The sequence below is a fragment of the Streptomyces filamentosus genome (assembly GCF_014654895.1).
Classification (GTDB): Bacteria; Actinomycetota; Actinomycetes; order Streptomycetales; family Streptomycetaceae; genus Streptomyces; species Streptomyces filamentosus.
The window spans coordinates 1,014,358-1,039,276 of record NZ_BNBE01000001.1 but is presented as its reverse complement, the minus strand read 5'-3'; the positions used below and the strand labels follow the sequence as shown (position 1 = coordinate 1,039,276).

The 24,919-nt window shown below is 71.8% G+C and carries 23 protein-coding genes and 1 pseudogene; 13 read left to right on the top strand and 11 right to left on the bottom strand.

Annotated features, from left to right (window positions below):
- Positions 1–4: 4 nt before the first annotated feature.
- The 4 genes and pseudogenes from IE326_RS04405 to IE326_RS04390 form a co-directional block, all read right to left on the bottom strand.
- Entirely contained in the window at positions 5–1,156 is a 1,152-nt protein-coding gene (locus tag IE326_RS04405; RefSeq protein ID WP_150232058.1) for a hypothetical protein, read from the bottom strand.
- Positions 1,138–1,785, bottom strand: a pseudogene (locus tag IE326_RS04400) (ABC transporter ATP-binding protein); the annotation flags it as partial. The pseudogene IE326_RS04400 and the gene IE326_RS04405, both read right to left, overlap by 19 nt.
- Before the next feature lie 286 nt (positions 1,786–2,071).
- On the bottom strand, positions 2,072–3,451 hold the full coding sequence (locus IE326_RS04395; protein ID WP_190040876.1) for an aspartate aminotransferase family protein: 1,380 nt from the start codon (positions 3,449–3,451) through the stop codon (positions 2,072–2,074).
- Positions 3,436–3,927: an Lrp/AsnC family transcriptional regulator gene (locus IE326_RS04390; protein WP_030758710.1), complete on the bottom strand. Its 492-nt coding sequence runs from the start codon at positions 3,925–3,927 to the stop codon at positions 3,436–3,438. The genes IE326_RS04395 and IE326_RS04390 overlap by 16 nt, the downstream gene beginning before the upstream one ends.
- Positions 3,928–4,131: 204 nt before the next feature.
- Between IE326_RS04390 and IE326_RS04385 the strand changes: the two genes are divergently transcribed.
- The 3 genes from IE326_RS04385 (at position 4,132) to IE326_RS04375 (ending at position 7,487) form a co-directional block, all read left to right on the top strand.
- Positions 4,132–5,568: a gamma-aminobutyraldehyde dehydrogenase gene (locus IE326_RS04385; RefSeq protein WP_150232062.1), complete on the top strand. Its 1,437-nt coding sequence runs from the start codon at positions 4,132–4,134 to the stop codon at positions 5,566–5,568.
- 129 nt (positions 5,569–5,697) lie between these two features.
- On the top strand, positions 5,698–6,885 hold the full coding sequence (locus IE326_RS04380) for a polyamine ABC transporter substrate-binding protein (protein ID WP_190040875.1): 1,188 nt from the start codon (positions 5,698–5,700) through the stop codon (positions 6,883–6,885).
- 62 nt (positions 6,886–6,947) lie between these two features.
- Positions 6,948–7,487, top strand: a complete 540-nt coding sequence (locus IE326_RS04375) for a hypothetical protein (RefSeq protein ID WP_150232064.1) — start codon at positions 6,948–6,950, stop codon at positions 7,485–7,487.
- Here the strand turns inward: IE326_RS04375 and IE326_RS04370 are convergent.
- The gene (locus IE326_RS04370) at positions 7,450–8,142 is read right to left on the bottom strand and encodes an IclR family transcriptional regulator (protein ID WP_190040874.1); all 693 of its coding nucleotides are present in this window, start codon (positions 8,140–8,142) and stop codon (positions 7,450–7,452) included. The two genes, IE326_RS04375 and IE326_RS04370, sit on opposite strands and share 38 nt — an antisense overlap.
- Positions 8,143–8,216: 74 nt before the next feature.
- Here IE326_RS04370 and IE326_RS04365 point away from each other — a divergent pair, with 74 nt between their 5' ends.
- Positions 8,217–8,867, top strand: a complete 651-nt coding sequence (locus IE326_RS04365; protein WP_190040873.1) for a nitroreductase family protein — start codon at positions 8,217–8,219, stop codon at positions 8,865–8,867.
- A gap of 24 nt (positions 8,868–8,891) precedes the next feature.
- Here the strand turns inward: IE326_RS04365 and IE326_RS04360 are convergent, their stop codons facing one another.
- Genes IE326_RS04360 through IE326_RS04350 form a run of 3 tightly spaced genes read right to left on the bottom strand, consistent with a single transcriptional unit; the run spans position 8,892 to position 11,410 of the window.
- Positions 8,892–9,671: an SAM-dependent methyltransferase gene (locus IE326_RS04360; RefSeq protein ID WP_150232071.1), complete on the bottom strand. Its 780-nt coding sequence runs from the start codon at positions 9,669–9,671 to the stop codon at positions 8,892–8,894.
- Positions 9,668–10,357 carry a glycerophosphodiester phosphodiesterase gene (locus IE326_RS04355; RefSeq protein WP_150232072.1) on the bottom strand — a complete coding sequence of 230 codons (690 nt, stop codon included), beginning with the start codon at positions 10,355–10,357 and terminating at the stop codon, positions 9,668–9,670. Before IE326_RS04355 ends, IE326_RS04360 begins: the two co-directional genes overlap by 4 nt.
- Positions 10,358–10,378: 21 nt before the next feature.
- The gene (locus IE326_RS04350) at positions 10,379–11,410 is read right to left on the bottom strand and encodes an adenosine deaminase (protein ID WP_150232075.1); all 1,032 of its coding nucleotides are present in this window, start codon (positions 11,408–11,410) and stop codon (positions 10,379–10,381) included.
- 74 nt (positions 11,411–11,484) lie between these two features.
- Here IE326_RS04350 and IE326_RS04345 point away from each other — a divergent pair, with 74 nt between their 5' ends.
- Entirely contained in the window at positions 11,485–12,153 is a 669-nt protein-coding gene (locus IE326_RS04345) for a DUF4190 domain-containing protein (RefSeq protein WP_190040872.1), read from the top strand.
- On the opposite strand, the gene ybiA is transcribed toward IE326_RS04345, so the two are convergent.
- Positions 12,118–12,705 (bottom strand): riboflavin biosynthesis intermediates N-glycosidase, encoded by a 588-nt coding sequence (gene ybiA, locus IE326_RS04340; protein WP_150232079.1) that lies wholly within the window; start codon positions 12,703–12,705, stop codon positions 12,118–12,120. The genes IE326_RS04345 and ybiA overlap by 36 nt on opposite strands.
- A gap of 175 nt (positions 12,706–12,880) precedes the next feature.
- Between ybiA and IE326_RS04335 the strand changes: the two genes are divergently transcribed.
- The 8 genes from IE326_RS04335 to IE326_RS04300 all read left to right on the top strand — a co-directional run bounded on the left by IE326_RS04335 (position 12,881) and on the right by IE326_RS04300 (position 22,714).
- Positions 12,881–14,395 (top strand): gamma-aminobutyraldehyde dehydrogenase, encoded by a 1,515-nt coding sequence (locus IE326_RS04335; RefSeq protein WP_190040871.1) that lies wholly within the window; start codon positions 12,881–12,883, stop codon positions 14,393–14,395.
- Positions 14,396–14,444: 49 nt separating this feature from the next.
- Positions 14,445–15,692, top strand: coding sequence for an ABC transporter substrate-binding protein (locus tag IE326_RS04330; RefSeq protein WP_150232083.1), 1,248 nt, complete (start codon positions 14,445–14,447; stop codon positions 15,690–15,692).
- A gap of 56 nt (positions 15,693–15,748) precedes the next feature.
- Positions 15,749–16,897: an ABC transporter ATP-binding protein gene (locus tag IE326_RS04325; protein WP_150232085.1), complete on the top strand. Its 1,149-nt coding sequence runs from the start codon at positions 15,749–15,751 to the stop codon at positions 16,895–16,897.
- Positions 16,894–17,823: an ABC transporter permease gene (locus IE326_RS04320; protein WP_150232087.1), complete on the top strand. Its 930-nt coding sequence runs from the start codon at positions 16,894–16,896 to the stop codon at positions 17,821–17,823. Before IE326_RS04325 ends, IE326_RS04320 begins: the two co-directional genes overlap by 4 nt.
- Positions 17,823–18,617 (top strand): ABC transporter permease, encoded by a 795-nt coding sequence (locus tag IE326_RS04315; protein WP_150232089.1) that lies wholly within the window; start codon positions 17,823–17,825, stop codon positions 18,615–18,617. Before IE326_RS04320 ends, IE326_RS04315 begins: the two co-directional genes overlap by 1 nt.
- A gap of 37 nt (positions 18,618–18,654) precedes the next feature.
- Positions 18,655–20,073: an NAD(P)/FAD-dependent oxidoreductase gene (locus tag IE326_RS04310; RefSeq protein WP_150232092.1), complete on the top strand. Its 1,419-nt coding sequence runs from the start codon at positions 18,655–18,657 to the stop codon at positions 20,071–20,073.
- A gap of 128 nt (positions 20,074–20,201) precedes the next feature.
- On the top strand, positions 20,202–20,684 hold the full coding sequence (locus IE326_RS04305) for a hypothetical protein (RefSeq protein ID WP_150232094.1): 483 nt from the start codon (positions 20,202–20,204) through the stop codon (positions 20,682–20,684).
- Positions 20,685–20,890: 206 nt separating this feature from the next.
- The gene (locus IE326_RS04300; RefSeq protein ID WP_190040870.1) at positions 20,891–22,714 is read left to right on the top strand and encodes a chitinase; all 1,824 of its coding nucleotides are present in this window, start codon (positions 20,891–20,893) and stop codon (positions 22,712–22,714) included.
- On the opposite strand, the gene IE326_RS04295 is transcribed toward IE326_RS04300, so the two are convergent.
- Both IE326_RS04295 and gabT read right to left on the bottom strand, forming a co-directional pair.
- On the bottom strand, positions 22,647–23,414 hold the full coding sequence (locus IE326_RS04295) for a phosphatase PAP2 family protein (protein ID WP_190040869.1): 768 nt from the start codon (positions 23,412–23,414) through the stop codon (positions 22,647–22,649). The genes IE326_RS04300 and IE326_RS04295 overlap by 68 nt on opposite strands.
- A gap of 111 nt (positions 23,415–23,525) precedes the next feature.
- Positions 23,526–24,860 carry a 4-aminobutyrate--2-oxoglutarate transaminase gene (gene gabT, locus IE326_RS04290; protein WP_150232100.1) on the bottom strand — a complete coding sequence of 445 codons (1,335 nt, stop codon included), beginning with the start codon at positions 24,858–24,860 and terminating at the stop codon, positions 23,526–23,528.
- Positions 24,861–24,919: the final 59 nt, after the last annotated feature.

Genomic DNA, 24,919 nt, shown 5'->3' with positions numbered 1-24,919 from the left:
GCCCTCAGGCGGTCAGCGGCAGGGCCGCCAGTTCGCCGATCAGCCAGGTGAGGGGGAGGAAGACGGCGGTCAGCGCGCCGGCCCGGAGCAGGGCGGCGGTGCGCAGCACGGTCGGCGGGGCGCCGAGCCGCTGGAGGGCCTCGGCGGTGTGGGTCCGGCACTGGCGGGATTCCAGGGCGGCGGTCAGCAGGGTCGCCGTGGTGCAGGCCATGACGACGCCGGCGCCGAGGCCGGTGAGCGGTCCGAAGGCGGTGCCGCCGCCGGCGGCGCCGTACAGGGTGGCGGCGGCGAGGGTGCCGGAGAGGACCGCGCAGACCACGCCGAGGGGGCGGCCGATGCGGGTGGCCTCGGTCATGAGGACCCGGCCGGCGAGGAGGCGTACGGCTCCGGGACGGGCGGTCTGGAGGAGCCGGCCGCACAGGTGGGTGAGGCCGGGCCCGGCGAGCGCGAGGCCGGCGGCGGTGAGGACCCAGCCGGCGAGGACGCCGCCGGGGGAGCCGTCGAAGCGGCCGGGCAGGGCGACGCCCGCCCCGCCGCCGCGGCCCGCGTACGTCTCCACGGCGAGGCCGGCGGCGACGAGCGCGACGCCCCAGGGCAGTCCGGTGGGGACGGGCCGGGCGGCGCCCTCGGGGGCGGGGGCCCGGGCGCCGCGGGGGCGCAGGGCGAGGCCGGCGGCGACGCTGCCGGCGACGGGCACGATCGCGAGCAGGGTGAGGGCGGCGGCCAGCGGCAGCGGCTGGTCGGCGGCGAGGAGCCCGGCGGCGGCCCCGTCGAAGGGGAGGCCGGTGATGTCGCCGCGCAGGTGCAGGTAGAGGAGGAGGGCGACCAGGGAGCCGAGGGTGCAGGCGACCGCGGTGGAGGCGGCGGCGATGGCGGTGAGCCGGGCCGGGCCGAGGCCGGCGGAGGAGAGCCCGGGGCGGGGCCGGGTGGCCGGGTCGGTGCGGGCGACGGCGACGGCGAACTGGACGGTGGCGGCGATCGGCAGCGCGCACCACAGCAGCCGGAGGACGGAGGCGGAGGAGTGCGCGGGGTGGCCGACGGCGTAACCGAGGGTGCACAGCAGCAGGAAGCCCACGCCGGCGGCGGCCGCGGCGACGAGGAGCCGCCGCAGCTGGACGAGCGGGTGGGAGCCGCGGACTAGACGGAGAGCGAGCACGCGGCGACGCCCTCCGCCCCCGTGGCGGGCGGCGTGCCGCCGGTCCGGCGGCCGTCGCGGAGGGTGACCGTGCGGTCGGCGAGTGCCGCGACCTCGTCGTCGAGGGTGGCGAGGAGCACGGTGATGCCGTGCGAGCGGGCGGCGGCGGTGAGGGTGCGGAGCACCTGCGCGCCGTCGGCCCGGTGCAGGGCGGCGGTGGGTTCGTCGGCGAAGAGGACGGCGGGGGCGGCGGCGAGCGCGCGGGCGATGGCGGTGCGCTGGCGCTGGGAGCGGGTGAGGGCGTGCGGGCGGACGCGGGCGCAGGTGCCGATGTCGAGGCGGTCCAGCCACTCGCCGGCGGCGGTCTTCGCGGCCCGGCGGGGGACGCCGCGCAGCAGCAGGGGGAGGGCGGTGTTCTCCCAGGCGGTGAGTTCGGGGACCAGGCCGGCCTCGGGGCCGATCCAGCCGAAGCGTTCGCGGCGGAGCCGGTCGCGCCGGGCGGGGGGCAGGGTGTGGACGGGGGAGCTGTTGAACCAGACCTCGCCCTGCTGGGCGGCGAGTTCGCCGGAGAGGCAGCGCAGGAGGGTGGTCTTGCCGCTGCCGCGGGGGCCGGTCACGGCGAGGATCTCGCCCTCGCGGACACCGACGGAGACGCCGCTGAGGGCCTCCGTGCCGCCCAGGGAGCAGTGCAGGGAACGCGCCCAGAGCACGTCGTCCGGTGGGGCCATCGCGTACACCTCTGTCGGATCCGATTCTTTCGTTCCCCCGTCCGGGGGAACGAGGGCCGGGCCTGTCGGTCACTGGGCACCGTAAGTATTCGGATCCGTTTGTACGGACGGCACGCGGCCCGGGCCGCCGCCATCCACTCGGATGGCGGCACGCCCGGGCCGTGGGGTCACGCCGTGAGGGCGGCGTGGTGCCTGGGGGAGGAGACCCCTAGAGCTTGGTCCACGCCTCGGTCAGCACGTTGCGCAGGATGCCCTCGATCTCGTCGAAGGTGCCCTGGTCGGCGATGAGCGGCGGGGCCAGCTGGATGACCGGGTCGCCTCGGTCGTCGGCGCGGCAGTACAGGCCGGCGTCGTACAGCGCCTTGGAGAGGAAGCCGTACAGGACGCGCTCCACCTCCTCGTCGTTGAAGGACTCCTTGGTGGCCTTGTCCTTGACGAGCTCGATGCCGTAGAAGAAGCCGTTGCCGCGGACGTCGCCGACGATCGGGAGGTCGTGCAGCTTCTTCAGGGTGTCGAAGAAGTTGCCCTCCTGGTCGAGGACGTGCTGGTTCAGGCCTTCCTTGTCGAAGATGTCCAGGTTCGCGAGGGCGACCGCCGAGGACACCGGGTGGCCACCGAAGGTGTAGCCGTGCAGGAAGGTGTTGTCACCCTTGTAGAACGGCTCCGCGATGCGGTCCGAGACGATGCAGGCGCCGATCGGGGAGTAGCCCGAGGTCATGCCCTTGGCGCAGGTGATCATGTCCGGGACGTAGCCGAACTTGTCACAGGCGAACATCGTGCCGAGGCGGCCGAAGGCGCAGATCGTCTCGTCGGAGACGAGGAGCACGTCGTACTGGTCGCAGATCTCGCGGACGCGCTGGAAGTAGCCGGGCGGCGGCGGGAAGCAGCCGCCGGCGTTCTGCACCGGCTCCAGGAAGACGGCCGCGACGGTGTCGGGGCCCTCGAAGAGGATCTGCTGCTCGATCTGGTCGGCGGCCCAGCGGCCGAAGGCCTCGGGGTCGTCGCCGTGGATCGGGGCGCGGTAGATGTTGGTGTTCGGCACCTTGTGCGCGCCGGGGACCAGCGGCTCGAAGGGGGCCTTCAGGGCCGGCAGGCCGGTGATGGACAGGGCGCCCTGCGGGGTGCCGTGGTAGGCGACCGCACGCGAGATGACCTTGTACTTGGTGTGCTTGCCCTGGAGCTTGAAGTACTGCTTGGCGAGCTTCCACGCGGTCTCGACGGCCTCGCCGCCACCGGTGGTGAAGAAGACCTTGTTGAGGTCGCCCGGGGCGTAGTCCGCGAGGCGCTCCGCGAGCTCGACGGCCTTGGGGTGCGCGTACGACCACACGGGGAAGAACGCGAGCTCCTGGGCCTGCTTGTACGCGACCTCGGCCAGCTCCTTGCGGCCGTGGCCGGCGTTGACCACGAACAGGCCGGCGAGGCCGTCGAGGTAGCGCTTGCCCTTGTCGTCGAAGATGTAGGTGCCCTCACCGCGGACGATGGTGGGGACGGGGTTGTTCTCGTACGACGACATGCGGGTGAAGTGCATCCACAGGTGGTCGTAGGCAGTCTTGGAGAGGTCCTGGGTCACGGCTATCGGGTTCCCCACATGTAGGTCTGCTTCTTGAGCTTCAGGTAGACGAAGCTCTCGGTGGAGCGCACGCCGGGGAGCGTGCGGATCCGCTTGTTGATCACTTCCAGAAGGTGGTCGTCGTCCTCGCAGACGATCTCCACCATCAGGTCGAAGGAGCCCGCGGTCATCACCACGTACTCGCACTCGGGCATGTCGGTGAGCGCCTCCGCGACCGGATCCAGGTCACCCTCGACGTGGATGCCGACCATCGCCTGTCGCCTCAGGCCCACGGTGAGCGGGTCGGTGACGGCGACGATCTGCATGACGCCCTGGTCGAGGAGCTTCTGGACGCGCTGCCGCACGGCCGCTTCGGAGAGGCCGACGGCCTTGCCGATGGCGGCGTAGGGGCGGCGGCCGTCCTCCTGGAGCTGCTCGATGATCGCCAGGGAGACGGCATCGATCGTCGGGGACGAACCGGTTCCGGTTCTGGAGTCTGCGCTTCGACTGGCCACGTCCTCACTGTGCACCGAGATGCGCAGTGGCGCAACCCCGGAGCGATGTAATTCGTTGTCTGCGGGCTCCGGAGGCACTGAATCCGAAGTCGAGGGGGCCCGGGGCTGTTGAAAGCGTCAGCCGAACAAGTAGGCTGAGGTGTCTCACCCATCGGGACGCCCGCACAAGGCCGTGCGGAACGAAAGTGACAGGAGGGGTGGCAAGTGACCACCGAGCTGCGCCGGCTGCGTAACTACATCGACGGGGAGTTCCGCGACGCGGCCGACGGCCGCACCATCGACGTGATCAACCCGGCCACCGGTGAGGTGTACGCCACCTCCCCGCTCTCCGGCCAGGCCGACGTCGACGCCGCCATGGAGGCCGCCGCGGCCGCCTTCCCCGCCTGGCGCGACACCACGCCGTCCGAGCGCCAGAAGGTGCTCCTCAAGATCGCCGACGCCTTCGAGGAGCGCGCCGAGGAGCTGATCGCCGCCGAGGTCGAGAACACCGGCAAGCCGGTCGCCCTCACCGCGAGCGAGGAGGTCCCGCCGATGGTGGACCAGATCCGCTTCTTCGCGGGTGCCGCCCGTCTGCTGGAGGGCCGCTCCGCCGGCGAGTACATGGAGGGCATGACCTCCATCGTCCGCCGCGAGCCGGTCGGCGTCTGCGCGCAGGTCGCGCCGTGGAACTACCCGATGATGATGGCCGTGTGGAAGTTCGCCCCGGCCCTCGCCGCGGGCAACACGGTCGTCCTCAAGCCCTCGGACACCACCCCGGCCTCCACCGTCCTGATGGCCGAGATCATCGGCTCCATCGTCCCCAAGGGCGTCTTCAACGTCCTGTGCGGCGACCGCGAGACCGGCCGCGCGATGGTCGAGCACCCGACCCCGGCGATGGCCTCCATCACCGGCTCCGTCCGGGCCGGCATGCAGGTCGCCGAGTCGGCGGCCAAGGACGTCAAGCGCGTCCACCTGGAGCTGGGCGGCAAGGCCCCCGTCGTGGTCTTCGAGGACACCGACATCGCCAAGGCCGTCGAGGACATCTCCGTCGCCGGCTTCTTCAACGCCGGCCAGGACTGCACCGCCGCCACCCGCGTGCTCGTCCACGAGTCCATCCACGACGAGTTCGTCGCCGCCCTCGCCAAGGCCGCGAGCGAGACGAAGACCGGGCAGCCGGACGACGAGGACGTGCTCTACGGCCCGCTGAACAACGCCAACCAGCTGAAGCAGGTCTCCGGCTTCATCGACCGCCTCCCGGCCCACGCCAAGGTCGAGGCCGGCGGCCACCGCGTCGGCGACAAGGGCTACTTCTACGCCCCCACCGTCGTCTCCGGCCTCAAGCAGGACGACGAGATCGTCCAGAACGAGGTCTTCGGCCCGGTCATCACCGTCCAGCCCTTCGCCGACGAGGCCCAGGCCGTCGAGTACGCCAACGGCGTCGAGTACGCCCTCGCCTCCTCCGTCTGGACCAAGGACCACCAGCGCGCCATGCGCATGTCCAAGGTGCTCGACTTCGGCTGCGTGTGGATCAACACCCACATCCCGCTGGTCGCCGAGATGCCGCACGGCGGCTTCAAGAAGTCCGGCTACGGCAAGGACCTCTCCGCGTACGGCTTCGAGGACTACACGCGCATCAAGCACGTGATGACCTCCCTGGGCTGAACCGCCCGGTAGCACCGCGTACGGCCCCGGCACCCGTCGACCAGTGATCGACAAGGTGTCGGGGCCGTGCCGTGCCGCTCGACGGACCGTCCATTGCGGGGGTTCGCGGCCGGACGGGATGCTTCGCGGGTGAGAGCGATCGCCAGAAACCCCCTCCCCCGCCGGTCCGTCCTGAGGGGGCTCGGCGCGGCCGGGGCCACCGGGCTCCTCGCCGCCTGCGGGGTGAGGCCCGCCTACGTCGCCGAGGACGAGCGGGCCGGGCGCGACCTGTCCGCCCGCGAGCGGAGCGTCACCTTCGCCAACTGGCCGCTCTACATCGACACCGACGACACCGACACGCAGAAGCGGCCCACCCTCGACGCCTTCCGCGAGCGCACCGGGATCTCCGTCCGCTACACCGAGGAGATCAACGACAACGACGAGTTCTTCGGCAAGGTCGGACCGGCCCTCATGAACGGGCAGCGGACCGACCGCGACCTCATCGTCGTCAGCGACTGGATGGCCGCCCGCTTCGTCCGCCTCGGCTGGGTCCAGGAGATGGACCGCGCCGCCCAGCCGAACGTCGACCGCAACCTCGACCCCCAGCTGCGCCGCCCCGCCTTCGACCCCGGCCGCACCCACTCCGTGCCCTGGCAGTCCGGCATCACCGGCATCGCCTACAACCGGCGCAGGCTCGGCCGCGAGCTGCGCTCCACCCGCCAGCTGTGGGACGCCGAGCTGCGCGGCAAGGTCACCCTCCTCTCCGGCCTCGACGAGGCCGTCTCCCTGCTGATGCAGGGCAACGGCGCCGACGTCACCCGCTGGACCGCCGACGACTTCCACGCCGTCTGCGACCAGATCGAGGCGCTGGTCCGCGAGAAGCACATCCGCCGCTTCACCGGCAACGACTACATCAAGGACCTCGCCGCCGGCGACGTGCTGGCCTGCCAGGCGTACTCCGGCGACGTCATCCAGCTCCAGGCCGACGACCCCGACATCGAGTTCGTCGTCCCCGAGGAGGGCGGCGAGCTGTGGGCCGAGTCGCTGATGGTCCCCAACCTCGCCCGCCACAAGGCCAACGCCGAGAAGCTGGTCGACTACTACTACGAGCCCGAGGTCGCCGCCGAACTCGCCGCCTGGGTCAACTACGTCTGCCCCGTCCCCGCCGCCCAGGCCGTCCTCGCCGACTCCGGAGACGGGGAACTGGCCGCCCTCGCCGAGGACCCGCTGATCTTCCCCGACAAGGAGATGCGCACCCGCCTCGCCATCGCCCGCGACATCGCCGCCTCCGAACGACGGGAGTTCACCAGGCGCTGGAACGGGATCGTCGGGCTGTGACCCCCGCGCACCCGGAGGACCCTCGTTTCTGAACACGTTCAAGAGGGGCGTACGCTGCCCTCATGAGCGACTCGAACGGGCCGAGAGCCCTTCTCGCGCGCATTCGCGCATGGCTGATCCTCTTCGTCGTCTGCCTCGTGCTGAGCGGGGTCACCGCCTTCCCGCTCGTCACCGAACTCCGCTGGCTCGACTCGTCCCTGACGGGATGGGCCGCCCCCGTCGCGGACGCCCTGCCGGGGCTCGCCGAGTGGATCCACCGGGTGGCCGGCGGGGTCGAGGCGGCCGGGGAGGAGGCCCCGTACCTCCTCTACGGCACCGACTGGCTGGCCTTCGCGCACCTCGTCATCGCCGTCGCCTTCCTCGGGCCCTACCGCGACCCGGTCCGCAACGTCTGGGTCGTCGAGTTCGGCATGATCGCCTGCGCCGGGATCATCCCCCTCGCCCTGATCTGCGGACCGATCCGGGACATCCCCTTCTGGTGGTCGGTGATCGACATGTCCTTCGGCGTCGTCGGCATCCTGCCGCTGCTCCACGTCCGCCGGCTCGTCAAGCGGCTGGAGGCCGTCACGACGGCGGCGGCTCCGGCGGCCGTACCCGCCTAGCCGCCTCCCGGACCGCCGCCGCCACCCGGTCCAGCGGCACGCCGGTGGGCACGGTCACGCCCAGCGCGGCGACCGTCCCCGCCGGGCCCCGCACCGGCGCGGCCACCGACACCTCGCCCAGCCGGAACTCCTCCGCGCAGACCGCCAGTCCCGCCGCCCGCACCCGCGCCAGCCGGCCCGCCAGCGCACCCGGCGCCACCACCGTGTGCCGGGTGAACCGGGGCCGCTCCACCGGTGGGGCGGCCAGCAGCACCTGCCCGTACGCCGTCGCGTGCGGCGGCGGCCGCTCCCCGCTCACCAGGCACAGCACCCCGCCGGACGGAGGGGCGGAGCGCACCGCGAGGTCCGCGTGGCCCCCGGTCCTGGCGCCCAGCGCCCGCAGCGCCGGCAGCGCCGCGTCGAGGAGCCCGCGCGGACAGGGCGCCGCCGCGCCGAGCACCCGCAGCCGGAGCCCCAGCCGGTACCGCCCGTCCGTGCCCCGCTCCAGACCGCCCCAGGCCACCAGCTCCCGCACCAGCCGCAGCGCCGTCGGCGCCGGAAGCCCCGTCCGCGCCGCGATGTCGGTCAGCCGCAGCGCCACCGGACCGCCGTCCCCGAAGGCGTCGAGCACCGACAAGAGCCGCCCCGCCACGCTGCCGCCCGCCCCGTCCGCCATCCCGTCCCCCTCGTCTTCCACTCAGTGAAAGGCCGGACTTCCCGCCCCCGTCCGGCCCGTACGAGGCTCCATGCATGAACCTCCGCCTCACTTCCGACACCCTGCTCTCCACCACCCGGGCCGTCCGGCACCGGCTCGACCTCACCCGGCCGGTGCCCCGGACCCTCCTGGAGGAGTGCGTCGACCTCGCCGTCCAGGCGCCCACCGGCCGCAACCGGCAGCGCTGGCACTTCGTGATCGTCACCGACCCGGCCCGCCGGGCCGTCCTCGCCGACCTGTGGCGGGCGAGCCTGGTCGCGCCCGGCGCCCACCAGCCGCTGCCCGACCGGGACGTGCGCAGGGCCGAGGTCGCGCCGGGGGTGATGGACCGGGTGTACGCGGGCGTCGGCCACCTCCACCGGCACCTGCACGAGGTGCCCGCCTACGTCATCCCCTGCGTGGAGGGACGCACCGAGGGCCTCTCCGTCACCCACCAGGCCGGCACCTGGGGATCGATCCTGCCCGCCGCGTGGAGCTTCATGCTGGCCGCCCGCGAACGCGGCCTCGGCACCGTGTGGACCACCGGGAACCTGCCGCTGGAAAGGGAGTTCGCGGCCGAGCTCGGCATCCCGTACGAGGAGGTCATGCAGGCCGCCTTCATCCCGGTCGCGTACACCGTCGGCACCGACTTCCGCCCCGCCCGCCGCATCCCGCGCGAACAGGTCCTGCACTGGAACCGCTGGTGACCGGCCCCCGCACCGGTCCCCGCCTCACGGCTTGCGGGCCACCGCGCCGAACTGGGCCACCGCGGCGGCCTCCGGGGCACCCCAGCGGGAGCAGGAGACGATGCCCGGGTCGAGGAGCTCCAGGCCGTCGAAGAAGGAGGCGAACTCCTCGCGGGTGCGGGCGGTGATGGGCGGGGTGGCGTTCTCGTTCCAGAAGGCCATCGCCGCCACGTTGCCCTCGCCGCCGAGCTCCGGGTCGAGCGTGGGGTGGGTGAGGACGAGGTGGCTGCCGGACGGCACGGCCGCCATCAGCGTCCGCACGATCGACCGGGCCTCGTCCGTGTCCATCACGAAGTTGAGGAGGCCGAGCATCAGCACCGCCACCGGGCGCGACAGGTCGAGCACCTCGGCGGCCCCGGCCAGGACCTTCTCCGGGTCGTGGGCGTCGGCGTCCACGTACTCGGTGACGCCCTCGGGGGAGCTGGTCAGCAGCGCCCGGGCGTGGGTGAGGACGATCGGGTCGTTGTCGACGTAGACGATCCGCGCGTCCGGCACGATCCGCTGCGCCACCTCGTGGGTGTTGTCGGCGGTCGGCAGCCCCGTGCCGATGTCGAGGAACTGGCGGACGCCCTCCCCGGCGGCCAGCCGGGTCACCGCACGGCCGAGGAACGCCCGGTCCGCGCGGGCGACCTCGCCGATGCTCGGGTAGAAGGAGGTGACCTGGTCGCCGACCGCCCGGTCCACCGGGTAGTTGTCCTTGCCGCCCAGCCAGTAGTTCCACACCCGGGCGTTGTGGGCGATGTCGGTGCGGATCCGGTTGTTCATGAGGGAGCCTTTCGCAGGACGGCGGCGAGTACGTCGACCCGGTTGGTGGTGATCGAGTCGACCCCGTTCGCGATCAGCCTACGCATGGTCCTGCGGGTGTCCGGAGTCCAGGCCGAGACGAGCAGCCCGTCCCGGTGCACCCGCTCGGTCAGCGCCGGACTCACCAGCCCGAAGCGGTAGTTGAGCCACTTCGGCCGGACCGCGTCCAGCAGCACCGGCCGCGGCGGGGCCAGCGAGGTCCAGGTCAGCGCGATCTCCGCGTGCGGGTCGGCGGCCCGCACCTGGAGCATCGCGACCGAGCCCGCGCAGTACAGGACCCGCTCCCCGGCCCCCGCCTCGCGGACCGCGCCGACGATCTTCCGCACCGACGCCTCGTTCCCGCCGGGCAGGTCGAGCATCAGCCGGTGCGCCCCGGCCGCGAGCAGCGCCTCCCGCAGCGTCGGCACCCCGCCGCCGGTGAGGGCGCGCAGCTCCTCGTGGGAGAGCGAGGACAGGGCCCGGTCGTGGCCCCACAGCCGCTTCAGGGTGTCGTCGTGCAGCAGGACCGGCACCTGGTCCTTCGTCAGCCGGACGTCGACCTCGACCACGTCCGCGCCCCGCCCGAAGGCGGAGGCGATCGAGGGGAGGGTGTTCTCACGGGCGCGGTACGGGTCGCCGCGGTGGCCTACGACAGTGACGGATCGCATGGGGCCATTCTCGGGCGGGGCTCAGCGCGCCAGCCACTCCTCCGTGTACGTGTCGATCTCGGCGGCCAGCCGGTCCTTGCCGGCCGGGTCGAGGAAGGACGCCTCCACGGCGTTCTTCGCGAGTCCGGCGAGACCGCGCTCGTCGAGGCCGAGGAGCCGGGCGGCCACCGCGTACTCGTTGTTCAGGTCGGTGCCGAACATCGGCGGGTCGTCGCTGTTGACCGTCACCAGCACCCCGGCGTCCACCATCTGCCGGATCGGGTGCTCGTCGAGCGTGGTCACCGCGCGGGTCGCGATGTTGGAGGTCGGGCAGACCTCCAGGGCGATCCGGTGCTCCGCCAGGTACGCGAGGAGCTCGGGGTCCCGGACGGAGCTGGTGCCGTGGCCGATGCGCTCGGCGCCCAGCTCGCGGATCGCGTCCCACACCGTCTCCGGACCGGTCGTCTCGCCCGCGTGCGGCACCGAGTGCAGCCCGGCCGCCCGGGCCCGGTCGAAGTACGGCTTGAACTGCGGGCGCGGCACCCCGATCTCCGGGCCGCCGAGGCCGAAGGAGACGAGGCCCTCGGGGCGGATGCCGTCGGTGGTGGCGAGCCGCGCGGTCTCCTCCGCGGACTCCAGGCCGGCCTCGCCGGGGATGTCGAAGCACCAGCGCAGCACGGTGCCGAACTCGGCCTCGGCCGCCTTGCGGGCGTCCTCGATCGCCGCCATGAAGGCCCGCTCGTCGATGCCCCGGCGGGTGGAGGAGTACGGGGTGATGGTCAGCTCGGCGTAGCGGACGTTCTGCCGGGCCATGTCCCGGGCGACCTCGAAGGTCAGCAGCCGGACGTCCTCCGGGGTGCGCACCAGGTCCACGACGGACAGGTACACGTCGATGAAGTGCGCGAAGTCGGTGAAGGTGAAGTAGTCGGCCAGCGCCTCCGGGTCCGTGGGGACCTTGGAGTCGGGGTGCCGGGCGGCCAGTTCGGAGACGATCCGGGGAGAGGCGGAGCCCACGTGGTGGACGTGCAGCTCGGCCTTGGGCAGGCCCGCGATGAAGGGGTGGAGGTCGGTCATCGGATCATCGTAGGCCGGGCGGGGCCGGCGGGGCCGGACGCCGTAGCATGACCGGACCACGGAGGGAGCCCATTTTGTCCGACACCGCAGACCAGCCCCCGCAGGACCGGGGGGCGACCGACCCCTGGGCCCCGCCGGAGCGGCGGAGCGAGCCGCTGGACCTGGGCAAGCGGCCCGCCGCCGACCCGTCGGTCCACGACCAGCGGACGGTGACCTCGATACCCGTCGGCGACCCGGCGGGCACGGAGCTCCCGCCGCCCCCGGTCGCCCCCGGCGGACCCTCCGCCTACGGCGCGCCGACGCCCCCGCCCGCGTACGGCTACCCGCCCGCCGGCCCGCCCGCGTACGGCTACCCGGCCCCGGGCCCGTCCGCGTACGGCTATCCGCCCGCCCACCCCTCCCCGTACGGGCCGCTGCCCGGGCAGAACAACGGCATGGGGACGGCCGGCATGGTGCTCGGCATCGTCGGCACCTGCCTCTTCTGGTTCTACGGCGTCCCGGCGATCGTCCTCGGCGTCCTGGGCCTGATCTTCGGGATCGTCGGCCGCAGGCGCGCCAACCGGGGCGAGGCGAGCAACGGCGGCGTGGCCACGGCGGGCATCGTCCTCGGCAGCGTGGCCATCGCCCTCGGCGTGGCGATGATCGCCTTCGTGGTCTGGGCCTTCGCCACCTTCGCGGAGTACGAGGAGAACGAGCGGGACGTCACCTCAACGGTCCTCGTGGCGGACGCCGGCGGCCGCTGAGCCGTCGCCCGCCCGCAGCCGCTCCCGGGCCTCCATCAGGGCGAAGCCCAGCAGGTTGAGCCCGCGCCAGCGGGCCGGATCGCGGGCGCCGGGGTCGTCGGCGGCGAGCCCGATCCCCCAGATCCGGTCCACCGGGCTCGCCTCCACCAGCACCCGGCCGCCGGTCCCCAGCAGATAGCTCCGCAGCCCCTCGTCCGAGGCGAACTTGTGGACGCTGCCGGCCACGACGATCCCGAAGCGCTCCCGCGCCCACACGGTCTCGTCGAAGCCGCGGACCAGCCGGCCGGCGTTCTTCGCCTGGGCCGGGGTGGGCGCGGCGAGCGCCGCCCGCTCCGCGTCGGCGTCGCCGAAGAGGCGCGCCTTCCCGGCCATCATCCAGTGCTCGGCCGTGGCGTACCGCACGCCGTCCACCACGAAGGGTGACGGCCACCACTGGCTCAGACAGCTCGCCGCGAGCCGTCCGTCGGGGGCCGGACGATGGCCCCAGAAATGCAGCCACTTCACCTTCGCACCCCTGCTGACCTGCTGCGTCAGCTCCTCGATCGTGGTCATGCACGCGAGTCTGGCATCCGCGACCGACAATCCGTACGAAGATTTTCCCGCGACCTCGACACTTGGTCGACCGATTCCGTCGAGTAACCAAAAGGCAACAACGGAATCCCTTGTTAGGGCCGTATCCCTCTGTCAGGATCGGCACTCAATTCGAGCTGGGACAACGGAGAGCGTCATGGGCAACCGCTTCCAGGTGACGGACCGCTTCGCGGACGGCGCGCAGTACATCGGCGGACGGCTCCGCCCGGGGACCTCGGGACGGACGCACAGCGTCGTCGACCCCGCCACCGGCGAGAGCGTGTACACCTACGAGCTCGCCTCCACGGCGGACGTCGACGCGGCCGTGGCCGCCGCCGCGGCCGCCTTCCCCGGCTGGGCGGGCGCCACCCCCGGGGAGCGCTCCGACGCGCTGCACCGCTTCGCCGCGGTCCTCGCCGCGCAGGCCGAGGACTTCGCCCTGGCCGAGTCGCTCCAGTGCGGCAAGCCGATCCGGCTCACCACCGAGTTCGACGTGCCCGGCACCATCGACAACACCGCCTTCTTCGCCGGCGCGGCCCGCCACCTCCAGGGCCAGTCCGCCGCCGAGTACTCCGGCGACCACACCTCGTACGTCCGGCGCGAGCCGATCGGCGTGATCGGCTCCATCGCCCCCTGGAACTACCCCCTCCAGATGGCCGCCTGGAAGATCCTCCCGGCGATCGCCGCCGGCAACACGATCGTCCTGAAGCCGGCCGAGCTGACCCCGCTGACCTCCCTGATGTTCGCCCAGGCGGCGAAGGAGGCGGGCATCCCCGACGGCGTGGTCAACGTCGTCACCGGCTCCGGCCGGGAGGCCGGCGAGCACCTGGTGGGCCACCCGGACGTCGTCATGACCTCCTTCACCGGCTCCACCCAGGTCGGCAAGCGGGTCGCCGAGGTCGCCACCGCCACCGTCAAGCGGCTCCACCTGGAGCTCGGCGGCAAGGCGCCCTTCGTCGTCTTCGACGACGCCGACCTGGAGGCCGCCGCGCACGGCGCCGTCGCCGCCTCCCTCATCAACACCGGCCAGGACTGCACCGCCGCCACCCGCGCCTACGTCCAGCGCCCGCTCTTCGACGCCTTCGTCGCCCGGGTCGCGGAGCTCATGGAGACCGTCCGGCTGGGCGACCCCGCCGACCCGGCCACCGACCTCGGCCCGCTGGTCTCCCACGTCCACCGCGACCGGATCGCCGGCTTCGTGGAGCGGGCCCGCGGCTACGCCACCGTCGTCACCGGAGGCGAAGCCCCTGGTGGAGAGCTCGAGAACGGCGCATACTACCGTCCCACCCTGATCACCGGCGCCGCGCAGGACAGCGAGGTCGTGCAGTCGGAGATCTTCGGCCCGGTCCTGGTGGCCCTGCCCTTCGACACCGACGAGGAGGGCATCCGGCTCGCCAACGACACCCCGTACGGCCTCGCGGCCTCCGCCTGGACCCGCGACGTCTACCGGGCGAACCGGGCCACCCGCGAGATCAAGGCCGGCTGCGTCTGGGTCAACGACCACATCCCGATCATCAGCGAGATGCCCCACGGGGGATACAAGGCATCGGGCTACGGAAAGGACATGTCGGCCTACTCCTTCGAGGAGTACACGCAGGTCAAGCACGTGATGTTCGACAACACCGCGGTGGCGGCCAAGGACTGGCACCGCACGATCTTCGGGGACCGATAGCAGTCAGCCGCCCGACCAGCGGCGCAACCATCCCGAAAGGGCACAGCGCATGGAGCAGTACGAGCCCGACCGCCTCTCCGCCGCCCAGCTCGCGGCGATCCGGCGCAGCATGACGAGCGGCCGTGGCGCCCTCAGCCGCCGCTCGCTGCTGCGGGCCGGCGGCGTGGGCGCGCTGACGGCCGGCGGTCTCGCCGGCCTCACGGCCTGCGGCATCCCGCCGGCCAAGCGGGAGGGACAGGGCCCCGCGTCCACCGACCGGTCCGCCAAGGAGAAGACCGTCAGCTTCTCCAACTGGACCGAGTACATGGACGTCAGCGAGGACGAGAAGTCCCGTCCGACCCTGGAGGCGTTCACGGAGCGCACCGGGATCAAGGTCAAGTACACCGAGGACATCAACGACAACGTCGAGTTCTTCGGCAAGATCAAGCCGCAGCTCGCGGCCGGGCAGGACACCGGCCGCGACCTGATATGCGTCACCGACTGGCTCGCCGCCCGCATCATCCGGCTCGGCTGGGCGCAGAAGCTGGACCCGGCGAACCTGCCCAACGCCTACGCGAACCTCTCCGCGCAGTTCCGCCGCCCCGACTGGGACCCGGGCCGGTCCTACTCGTACCCCTGGACCGGCATCTCCACCGTCATCGCCTACAACGTGAAGGCGACCGGCGGGAAGAAGGTCGACTCGGTCAGCCAGCTCCTCGACGACCCCGCCCTCAAGGGCCGGGTCGGCTTCCTCACCGAGATGCGCGACACCGTCGGCATGACCCTGCTCGACATGGGCAAGGACCCCGGGAAGTTCACCGACGCCGACTACGACGCGGCGATCGGCCGCCTCCAGAAGGCCGTCGACAAGAAGCAGATCCGCCGCTTCACCGGCAACGACTACACCTCGGACCTGGACAAGGGCGACCTCGCCGCCTGTCTCGCCTGGGCCGGCGACGTCATCCAGCTCCAGGCGGACAACCCGGACATCCAGTACACCATCCCCAACGCCGGGTACATCACCTCCACGGACAACCTCCTGGTCCCCGCCCAGGCCGGCCACAAGGCCAACGCCGAGAAGCTCATCGACCACTACTACGAGCTCCCGGTGGCCGCCCAGCTCGCCGCCTACATCAACTACGTCTGCCCCGTCGACGGGGTCAAGGACGAGCTGGCGAAGATCGACCCCGAGCTCGCCGCCAACACGCTGATTCTCCCGGACAAGGCCATGGCGAAGAAGTCGCGCGCCTTCCGCTCGCTGACCGCCGAGGAGGAGACGGCGTACGAGGAGAAGTTCGCCAAGCTCATCGGCGCCTGAGCCGTCGTCCACCGTCACCAGGCCACGAAGCCACGAAGATCCGGGACCGCGAACCCATGACTGAGAACACCACCGGCGGCGACGTCCGACTCACCGGCATCAGCAAGACCTACGGCTCCTTCACCGCCGTCCACCCGCTCGACCTCACCGTCCCGCAGGGCTCCTTCTTCGCCCTGCTCGGCGCCTCCGGCTGCGGCAAGACCACCACCCTGCGCATGATCGCCGGCCTGGAGGACCCCTCCACCGGCACGATCTTCCTCGGCGACAAGGACGTCACCGACCTCCCGCCCTACAAACGGCCGGTCAACACCGTCTTCCAGTCCTACGCGCTCTTCCCGCACATGGACATCTCCGAGAACATCGCCTTCGGCCTGCGCCGCCGCGGCATCAAGTCGGTGAAGAAGCAGGTCGACGACATGCTGGAGCTCGTCCAGCTCGGCGACAAGGCCAAGCACAAGCCGCACCAGCTCTCCGGCGGCCAGCAGCAGCGCGTCGCCGTCGCCCGCGCCCTCATCAACCACCCGCAGGTGCTCCTCCTCGACGAGCCGCTCGGCGCCCTCGACCTCAAGCTGCGCCGCCAGATGCAGCTGGAGCTCAAGCGGATCCAGACCGAGGTCGGCATCACCTTCGTGCACGTCACCCACGACCAGGAGGAGGCCATGACCATGGCCGACCAGGTCGCGGTCATGAACGGCGGCCGGGTCGAGCAGCTCGGCGCCCCCGCCGACCTGTACGAGAACCCGAAGACCACCTTCGTCGCCAACTTCCTCGGCACCTCCAACCTCATCGAGGCCGAGGTCGTCGGGACCGGCTCCGACGTGGTCGTCACCGCCGGCGGCGGCAAGCTCAAGGTGCCCGGCGACCGCTGTACCGACGCCGTCCGCCAGGGCGGCAAGCTCCTCGTCGGCGTCCGCCCCGAGAAGATCTCGCTCACGCACGCCGACGACGCGGGGACGATCGCCGACGGCCGCAACCGGGTCACCGGCCGGATCGTCGACTCCTCCTTCATCGGCGTCTCCACCCAGTACGTGGTGAACTCGCCGGCCGGAGCGGAGCTCCAGGTGTACGAGCAGAACATCGAGCGCGACTCCCGCCTGGTGCCCGGTGCCGAGGTCGTCCTGCACTGGAACCCGGCCCACACCTTCGGCCTCGACGCCGCCCAGGACATCGACGCGGGCGTGGAGACGGTGGAGGACGCCTCGTGACCACCACCCTCGCCAAGGAGGCCCCGGGACCGGTCGGGGAACCGGTGCTGCGCAAGCCCCCCACCCGCAAGCGGCTCGTCCCCTACTGGCTGCTGCTCCCCGGCATCCTCTGGCTGCTCGTCTTCTTCGCCCTGCCGCTCGTCTACCAGGCTTCCACCTCGGTGCAGACCGGCTCCCTCGAAGAGGGCTTCCAGGTCACCTGGCACTTCCAGACGTACGTCGACGCCTTCACCGAGTACTGGCCGCAGCTCCTGCGCTCCCTGCTGTACGCGGGCACCGCGACCGTGCTCTGCCTGCTGCTCGGCTACCCCCTCGCGTACCTCATCGCCTTCAAGGCCGGGCGCTGGCGCAACCTGCTGCTCGTCCTGGTGATCGCGCCCTTCTTCACCAGCTTCCTCATCCGGACGCTGGCCTGGAAGACGATCCTCGCCGACGACAGCCTCGTCGTGGACGTGCTGGGCGCGCTGCACGTGCTCGACGTGACGAGCTGGCTCGGCTGGACCGAGGGCGAGCGGGTGCTCGCCACCCCGATGGCGGTCGTCTGCGGCCTCACGTACAACTTCCTGCCGTTCATGATCCTGCCCCTCTACACCTCCCTGGAGCGGATCGACGGCCGGCTGCACGAGGCCGCCCAGGACCTCTACGCCTCCCCGGCGACCACCTTCCGCAAGGTGACCTTCCCGCTGTCGATGCCCGGCGTCGTCTCCGGCACCCTGCTCACCTTCATCCCGGCGAGCGGCGACTACGTCAACGCCGAACTCCTCGGCTCCACCGACACCAAGATGATCGGCAACGTCATCCAGTCGCAGTTCCTCCGGGTCCTCGACTACCCGACGGCCGCCGCCCTGTCCTTCATCCTCATGGCGATCGTGCTGCTCATGGTCACCTTCTACATCCGCAAGGCCGGAACGGAGGACCTCGTCTGATGACCTGGCTGCGCAAGAACCTCGTCGTCGTCGCGGGCCTGCTGACGCTCGCGTACATGATCCTGCCGAACGTCGTGGTCATGGTGTTCTCGTTCAACAAGCCGAACGGGCGCTTCAACTACTCGTGGCAGCAGTTCTCCCTCGACGCCTGGAAGGACCCCTGCGGCGTCGCCGACATGTGCGAGTCGCTCTCGCTCTCGCTCCAGCTCGCCGCCTGGGCCACCGTCGGCGCCGTCGTCCTCGGCACCATGATCGCCTTCGCGCTCGTCCGCTACCGCTTCCGGGCGCGCGGCGCGATCAACTCGCTGATCTTCCTGCCGATGGCGATGCCCGAGGTCGTCATGGCCGCCTCGCTGCTCACCCTCTTCCTCAACATGGGGATCCAGCTGGGCTTCTGGACGGTCCTCATCGCCCACATCATGTTCTGCCTGTCGTTCGTCGTGACGGCGGTCAAGGCCCGGGTCATGTCCATGGACCCGCGTCTGGAGGAGGCCGCGCGCGACCTCTACGCGGGACCCGCGCAGACCTTCCTGCGGGTCACCCTGCCGATCGCCGCGCCCGGCATCGCCGCCGGCGCGCTGCTCGCCTTCGCGCTCTCCTTCGACGACTTCATCATCACCAACTTCAACGCGGGCTCCACCGTGACCTTCCCCATGTTCGTCTGGGGCTCGGCACAGCGCGGAACCCCCGTTCAGATCAACGTCATCGGCACCGCGATGTTCGTCCTCGCGGTACTGATGGTCGTGGCCGGTCAGATCGTCACGAACCGGCGCAAGAAAACAGCAACAGCCTGAGCGAAGGCCGTCTCAGGCACCGAAGGAGTTGGAAACCATGGCCCCAGTCGCCATGCGTCTCGCTGCACAATCTCTCTCCGACGCCCAGCCCGTCCCCTTCTGGCTGGAAGACCCCGGCAAGCCCGGCGCCCTGCCCGCCCTCACCGGCACCGAGAAGTGCGACCTCCTCGTCGTCGGCGGCGGCTACAGCGGGCTGTGGACCGCGCTCCTCGCCAAGGAGCGCGACCCCTCCCAGGACGTCGTGCTCATCGAGGGACGCGAGGCGGGCTGGGCCGCCTCGGGCCGCAACGGCGGCTTCTGCGCCGCCTCCCTCACCCACGGCCTCGGCAACGGCCTGGCCCGCTGGCCCGACGAGCTGCCGAAGCTGGAGCGACTGGGCGAGGCCAACCTCGACGCCATCGAGGAGGCCGTCGCCCGCTACTCCCTGGACTGCGATTTCGAGCGCACCGGCGAGATCGACGTGGCGACCGAGGCGTACCAGCTGGAGGAGCTCCACGAGCTGTACGAGGAGGCCGACCGGCTCGGCCTCGCCGGGGGCCTCACCCTCCTCGACCAGGACGCGGTCCGCGCCGAGGTGAACTCGCCGACCTTCCGCGGCGGCCTGTGGGACCGCCGCGGGGTCGCCATGCTCCACCCGGCCAAGCTGGCCTGGGGCCTCAAGCGGGCCTGCCTCGACGCGGGCGTGCGGATCTTCGAGAACACCCCGGGCCTCGACCTGGTCGCGGCCGGCGCCGGCATGGCCGTCCGCACCCCGTACGGCCGGGTCGCCGCCCGCCGGGTCGCCCTCGGCACCAACGTCTTCCCCTCGCTGGTCAAGCGGCTGCGCCCGTACACCGTCCCGGTCTACGACTACGCGCTGGTCACCGAACCGCTCACCGACGGGCAGCTCGCCTCCGTGGGGTGGAAGAACCGGCAGGGCCTCGGCGACTCCGCCAACCAGTTCCACTACTTCCGCATCACCGCCGACCGGCGCATCCTGTGGGGCGGCTACGACGCCGTCTACCGCTTCGGCGGCAAGGTGCAGGCGGAGATGGACCACCGCCCGGAGACCTACCTCAAGCTGGCCGAGCACTTCTTCACCTGCTTCCCGCAGCTGGAGGGGCTCCGCTTCAGTCACGCCTGGGGCGGCGCGATCGACACCTGCTCGCGCTTCTCCGCCTTCTTCGGCACCGCCCACCAGGGCAAGGTGGCGTACGCGCAGGGCTACACCGGCCTCGGCGTGGGCGCCACCCGCTTCGGCGCCGAGGTGATGCTCGACCTGCTCGCCGGGGAGCGCACCGAGCGGACCGAGCTGGCCATGGTCCGCTCCAAGCCGCTGCCCTTCCCGCCCGAGCCGATCGCCTGGGCCGGCATCGGGATCACCAAGTGGTCGCTGGCCCGCGCCGACGCCAACGGCGGGCGGCGGAACCTGTGGCTGAAGACGCTGGACAAGATGGGCCTCGGCTTCGACAGCTGACCCCCGATCGGTGATGTGATTCAGATCACAACCGATGGGTAGGGAAACCCGCGTAAGAGCGGGGAACCCTCGCGCTCTCTCCGTGTGGACGCGCACTCCGCGCGTCCCCACGGAGAGGAGTACGCACGATGACATCTACGGGGGCTCCCGGCGCCAAGGCCGCGGTGGAGTGGCTGGCCGCCGTCGCACCGGATCCCGAAGCCTGCCGCTGGGAGTGGGAGCGCAACCCGCACGGGGTCGCCCTGCTGCCCGCGGGCCGCCGCTGGGACGTCCTGATCCTGCCGGGCGGCCTCGGCCACCCCACCCTCGACGTCCTCGTCCGCCTGGTCGACCGGCCCGGCCCGGTCCTCGCCGACTTCGGCGACTCCCGCATCGGCTTCTTCGTCCCGCCCGGCACGGCCGCCCGCTGGCTCGGCACCGGAGTCCGCGGCGCCGGCGCCGGGAGCTGGATCGTCGTCCCGCACCCGGGACGGTCGACCGGGGGAGTGCGCTGGCTCGTGGTCCCGGACGGCCTCGGCACCCTCACCGACCCCTCGCTGCTCGAACTGGCCATGCACGAGGCGGCGGGCGCGCTGGCCCGCGAGGAGCCGCAGGGAGGGGGCGCCTCCTGAACCCACCCCCGTGCATACGCCCGCTCCGGGGGCCGTCCCCGAGTCCGTCCCCGGACCCGCCTCAGGGCCCGCCCCCGGGCCCCCGCCCGGAGTGGCTCCCGCGTCCCTCCCCAAGTCCCTTCCCGTGCAGAGGTCTTGACCACTCGATTGGTCTGGACCATGCTGTGGCGCGCTCCACTCCGATTCCCCCACCCCCGGAGGCAGCCGTGGACCGCACCAGACCCCTCACCCTGCTGCTGGCGGGCGCGCTCGCCGTCGGCGGGCTCGCCGCGCTCTCCCCGGCCGCCCAGGCCGCCGACTCCGAACTCGCCCGCAACGGCGGCTTCGAGGCCGGCCTGGACGGCTGGACCTGTACGGCGGGCAGCGGCGCCGTCGTCACCACCCCCGTGCACGGCGGCACCAAGGCGCTCCAGGCCACCCCGGCCGGCAGCGACAACGCCAAGTGCTCCCAGACCATCACCGTGAAGCCCAACTCGGCCTACACGCTCAGCGGCTGGGTCCGCGGCAGCTACGTCTACCTCGGCGCCACCGGCACCGGCACCACCGACGTCTCCACCTGGACCCAGGCCGCCGCCGACTGGCAGAAGCTCTCCACCACCTTCACCACCGGCGCCAACACCACCTCGGTCACCGTCTACACCCACGGCTGGTACGGCACCCCCGCCTACCAGGCCGACGACCTCTCGCTCTTCGGCCCCGGCGGCGCCCCGGCGGAGATCCCCGCCGCCCCCACGGGCCTCGCCGCCGGCAGCCCGACCTCCACCACGGTGCCGCTCAGCTGGCCCGCGGTCGCGGGCGCCACCTCGTACAAGGTCTACCGGGGCGCCACCGCCGTCGGCACCGTGACCGGCACCTCGTACACCGCCACCGGCCTCACCCCGAGCACCGCGTACTCCTTCCAGGTCTCGGCGGTCAACAGCGCCGGCGAGTCCGCGAAGTCCGCGGCCGTCACCGCCACCACGACCTCCGGGGGCGGCGGCGGGGGCGGCGCCGAACTCCCCGCCCGCGCCCTCGTCGGCTACCTCCACGCCAGCTTCGCCAACGGCTCCGGCTACACCCGCATGGCCGACGTGCCCGACTCCTGGGACGTCATCAACCTCGCCTTCGGCGAGCCCACCTCGGTGACCTCCGGCGACATCCGCTTCAAGCTCTGCCCGGTCGCCGAGTGCCCGACCGTCGAGTCCGAGGCCGACTTCAAGGCCGCCATCAAGGCCAAGCAGGCCGCGGGCAAGAAGGTCCTCATCTCCATCGGCGGCCAGAACGGCCAGGTCCAGCTCGCCACCACCGCCGCCCGCGACACCTTCGTCTCCTCCGTCTCGAAGATCATCGACGAGTACGGCCTCGACGGCCTCGACATCGACTTCGAGGGCCACTCGCTGTCGCTCCAGACCGGCGACACCGACTTCCGCAGCCCCACCTCGCCGGTGATCGTCAACCTCATCCAGGCGGTCAAGACCCTCAAGGCCAAGTACGGCGCGAAGTTCGTCCTGACGATGGCCCCCGAGACCTTCTTCGTCCAGCTCGGCTACCAGTACTACGGCTCCGGCCCCTGGGGCGGCCAGGACCCGCGCGCCGGCGCCTACCTGCCGGTCATCCACGCCCTGCGCGACGACCTCACCCTGCTGCACGTCCAGGACTACAACTCCGGCTCCATCATGGGCCTGGACAACCAGTACCACTCCATGGGCGGCGCCGACTTCCACATCGCCATGACCGACATGCTGCTCACCGGCTTCCCCGTCGCCGGCAACACCGAGCGCTTCTTCCCCGGCCTGCGCCCCGACCAGGTCGCCATCGGCCTCCCGGCCTCCACCCAGGCGGGCAACGGCCACACCAGCCCCACCGAGGTGAACAAGGCCCTGGACTGCCTCACGAAGAAGACCAACTGCGGCAGCTACCAGACCCACGGCACCTGGTCGTCCCTGCGCGGCCTGATGACCTGGTCGATCAACTGGGACCGCTTCAACCAGTGGGAGTTCTCGAAGAACTTCGACGCCTACTTCGGCCAGAACGCAGCGAAGCAGAGCTGATCCCGAGGATCAGGAAGCCGAGGCAGCCACTGGCCACCACGTCCAGCGGCCAGTGGAAGCCCCGGAGGACCAGCCCCGTCCCCGTCACCGCCGTCAGCACGGCGGCGACGGGGACGAGCCGTCGCGAGACCAGCCAGGCGGCCCCGAAGTACGCCACCATCGCCGTCGCCGTATGACCGGACGGGTAGTAGCCGTGGGCCCAGGGTTCGAGGGGGCCGGGGCGGGCCGTCCACTCCTTCAGGGGGACGACCAGGAGCGGCACGGAGGCCATGGCGAGACCGGCGGACAGGGCCTGGCGGCGACGACCGCGGAAGACGGCGTATGCCATCGCGGCGGCGAGCACGGGGAGGGCGACCGTCAGATTGCCGAGGTCGGAGGCGAGCTCGCTCAGCCACCGGGGGACGGTGTCCACGAGAGACCGGGACACCCGCTCGTCGAGCCTGGCCAAGGGGCCGTGGACGAGCACCTGCCAGGTCACGACGGCGAGGGCGACGAGCGCCGAGAAGAGAGCCGGCCGCCCTGGAACAGGGGGGGTGGTTCCGGGGCGGCCGGGAGGACCGGGCTGCCGCGCGCCCCGGGGGGTGTGGGGCGGGCGGCCGTCCGATCGGTGAGGAGTCCCGGAGCACGAGGCTCCGGCGGTGTGCGCTTCGGCACGGTGCGGGCGGGGCTGGGGTGGCTCTGCCCGGGGTGTTTCTCTCATCTGGGGAAGACCGTACGCCACGCGCAGGGGGGCCGACAGCGGGAAACGCGTCCCGCCATCGGCCCCCCACAGAGTCTTCACTCTTTGCGACTCCTCGCGCGGGACCGTCCGTCAGAGGGCGGCGAGCGCCGCCTCGATGACGTCCAGGCCCTCGTTCAGCAGGTCCTCGCCGATGACCAGCGGCGGGAGGAAGCGCAGCACGTTGCCGTAGGTGCCGCAGGTGAGGACGAGGACGCCCTCGTTGTGGCAGTACTTGGCGAGCGCGGCGGCGGCCTCGGCGGCCGGCTCCTTCGTCACCGGGTCCTTGACGAGCTCGATCGCGATCATGGCGCCGCGGCCGCGGATGTCGCCGATGACCGGGAACTTCTCCTGCATCGCGGAGAGGCGGGCCTTCATGACCTCCTCGATGCGCTTGGCCTTCCCGTTGAGGTCCAGCTCCTTCATCGTCTCGATGGCGCCGAGCGCACCGGCGCAGGCCACCGGGTTGCCGCCGTAGGTGCCGCCCAGACCGCCGCCGTGGACGGAGTCCATGATCTCGGCGCGGCCGGTGACGGCGGCGAGCGGCAGACCGCCCGCGATGCCCTTGGCGGTGGTGATGAGGTCCGGGACGATGCCCTCGTCCTCACAGGCGAACCACTGGCCGGTGCGGCAGAAGCCGGCCTGGATCTCGTCCGCGACGAAGACGATGCCGTTGTCGTTGGCGAACTTCACGATCGCCGGCAGGAAGCCCTTGGCCGGCTCGATGAAGCCGCCCTCGCCGAGGACCGGCTCGATGACGATCGCGGCGACGTTCTCGGCGCCGATCTGCTTGGTGATGTTGTCGATCGCCTGCGCGGCGGCCTCGGGGCCGGCGTTCTCGGCACCCGTGGGCCAGCGGTAGCCGTAGGCGACCGGCACGCGGTAGACCTCGGGCGCGAACGGGCCGAAGCCCTGCTTGTACGGCATGTTCTTCGCCGTCATGCCCATGGTGAGGTTCGTGCGGCCGTGGTAGCCGTGGTCGAAGACGACGACGGCCTGGCGCTTGGTGTACGAGCGCGCGATCTTGACGGCGTTCTCGACGGCCTCGGCGCCCGAGTTGAACAGCGCGGACTTCTTGGCGTGGTCGCCCGGGGTCAGCTCGGCCAGCGCCTCGCAGACCTCCACGTAGCCCTCGTACGGCGTCACCATGAAACAGGTGTGGGTGAAGTCCTGGAGCTGCGCCGAAGCGCGGCGCACCACGGCCTCCGCCGAGGCGCCCACGGACGTCACGGCGATGCCGGACCCGAAGTCGATCAGCAGGTTGCCGTCGACGTCCTCGATGATCCCGCCGCCCGCGCGCTTCGTGAACACCGGCAGCGTGGAACCCACGCCCCCGGCGACCGTCTCCAGCCGGCGAGCCTGGAGCTCCTGCGACTTCGGACCGGGAATGGCGGTGACGACGCGCCGCTCCTGCGGGACAGCGTTCATGCGGGGCTCCTGGGGTGTTCTGGACGCTCTTGCGGGTTTCCTCCGCAGGCTAGGCGGGG

Excerpts from the sequence above, each read along its gene's own strand:
- IE326_RS04305 (WP_150232094.1), top strand. The coding sequence starts at position 20,202 with ATGACATCTACGGGGGCTCCCGGCGCCAAGGCCGCGGTGGAGTGGCTG.
- IE326_RS04330 (WP_150232083.1), top strand. The coding sequence starts at position 14,445 with ATGGAGCAGTACGAGCCCGACCGCCTCTCCGCCGCCCAGCTCGCGGCG.
- IE326_RS04310 (WP_150232092.1), top strand. The coding sequence starts at position 18,655 with ATGGCCCCAGTCGCCATGCGTCTCGCTGCACAATCTCTCTCCGACGCC.
- IE326_RS04370 (WP_190040874.1), bottom strand. The coding sequence starts at position 8,142 with ATGGCGGACGGGGCGGGCGGCAGCGTGGCGGGGCGGCTCTTGTCGGTG.
- IE326_RS04325 (WP_150232085.1), top strand. The coding sequence starts at position 15,749 with ATGACTGAGAACACCACCGGCGGCGACGTCCGACTCACCGGCATCAGC.
- IE326_RS04295 (WP_190040869.1), bottom strand. The coding sequence starts at position 23,414 with ATGAGAGAAACACCCCGGGCAGAGCCACCCCAGCCCCGCCCGCACCGT.
- IE326_RS04315 (WP_150232089.1), top strand. The coding sequence starts at position 17,823 with ATGACCTGGCTGCGCAAGAACCTCGTCGTCGTCGCGGGCCTGCTGACG.
- IE326_RS04355 (WP_150232072.1), bottom strand. The coding sequence starts at position 10,357 with ATGCGATCCGTCACTGTCGTAGGCCACCGCGGCGACCCGTACCGCGCC.
- gabT (WP_150232100.1), bottom strand. The coding sequence starts at position 24,860 with ATGAACGCTGTCCCGCAGGAGCGGCGCGTCGTCACCGCCATTCCCGGT.
- IE326_RS04335 (WP_190040871.1), top strand. The coding sequence starts at position 12,881 with ATGGGCAACCGCTTCCAGGTGACGGACCGCTTCGCGGACGGCGCGCAG.
- IE326_RS04360 (WP_150232071.1), bottom strand. The coding sequence starts at position 9,671 with ATGAACAACCGGATCCGCACCGACATCGCCCACAACGCCCGGGTGTGG.
- IE326_RS04365 (WP_190040873.1), top strand. The coding sequence starts at position 8,217 with ATGAACCTCCGCCTCACTTCCGACACCCTGCTCTCCACCACCCGGGCC.
- ybiA (WP_150232079.1), bottom strand. The coding sequence starts at position 12,705 with ATGACCACGATCGAGGAGCTGACGCAGCAGGTCAGCAGGGGTGCGAAG.
- IE326_RS04375 (WP_150232064.1), top strand. The coding sequence starts at position 6,948 with ATGAGCGACTCGAACGGGCCGAGAGCCCTTCTCGCGCGCATTCGCGCA.
- IE326_RS04350 (WP_150232075.1), bottom strand. The coding sequence starts at position 11,410 with ATGACCGACCTCCACCCCTTCATCGCGGGCCTGCCCAAGGCCGAGCTG.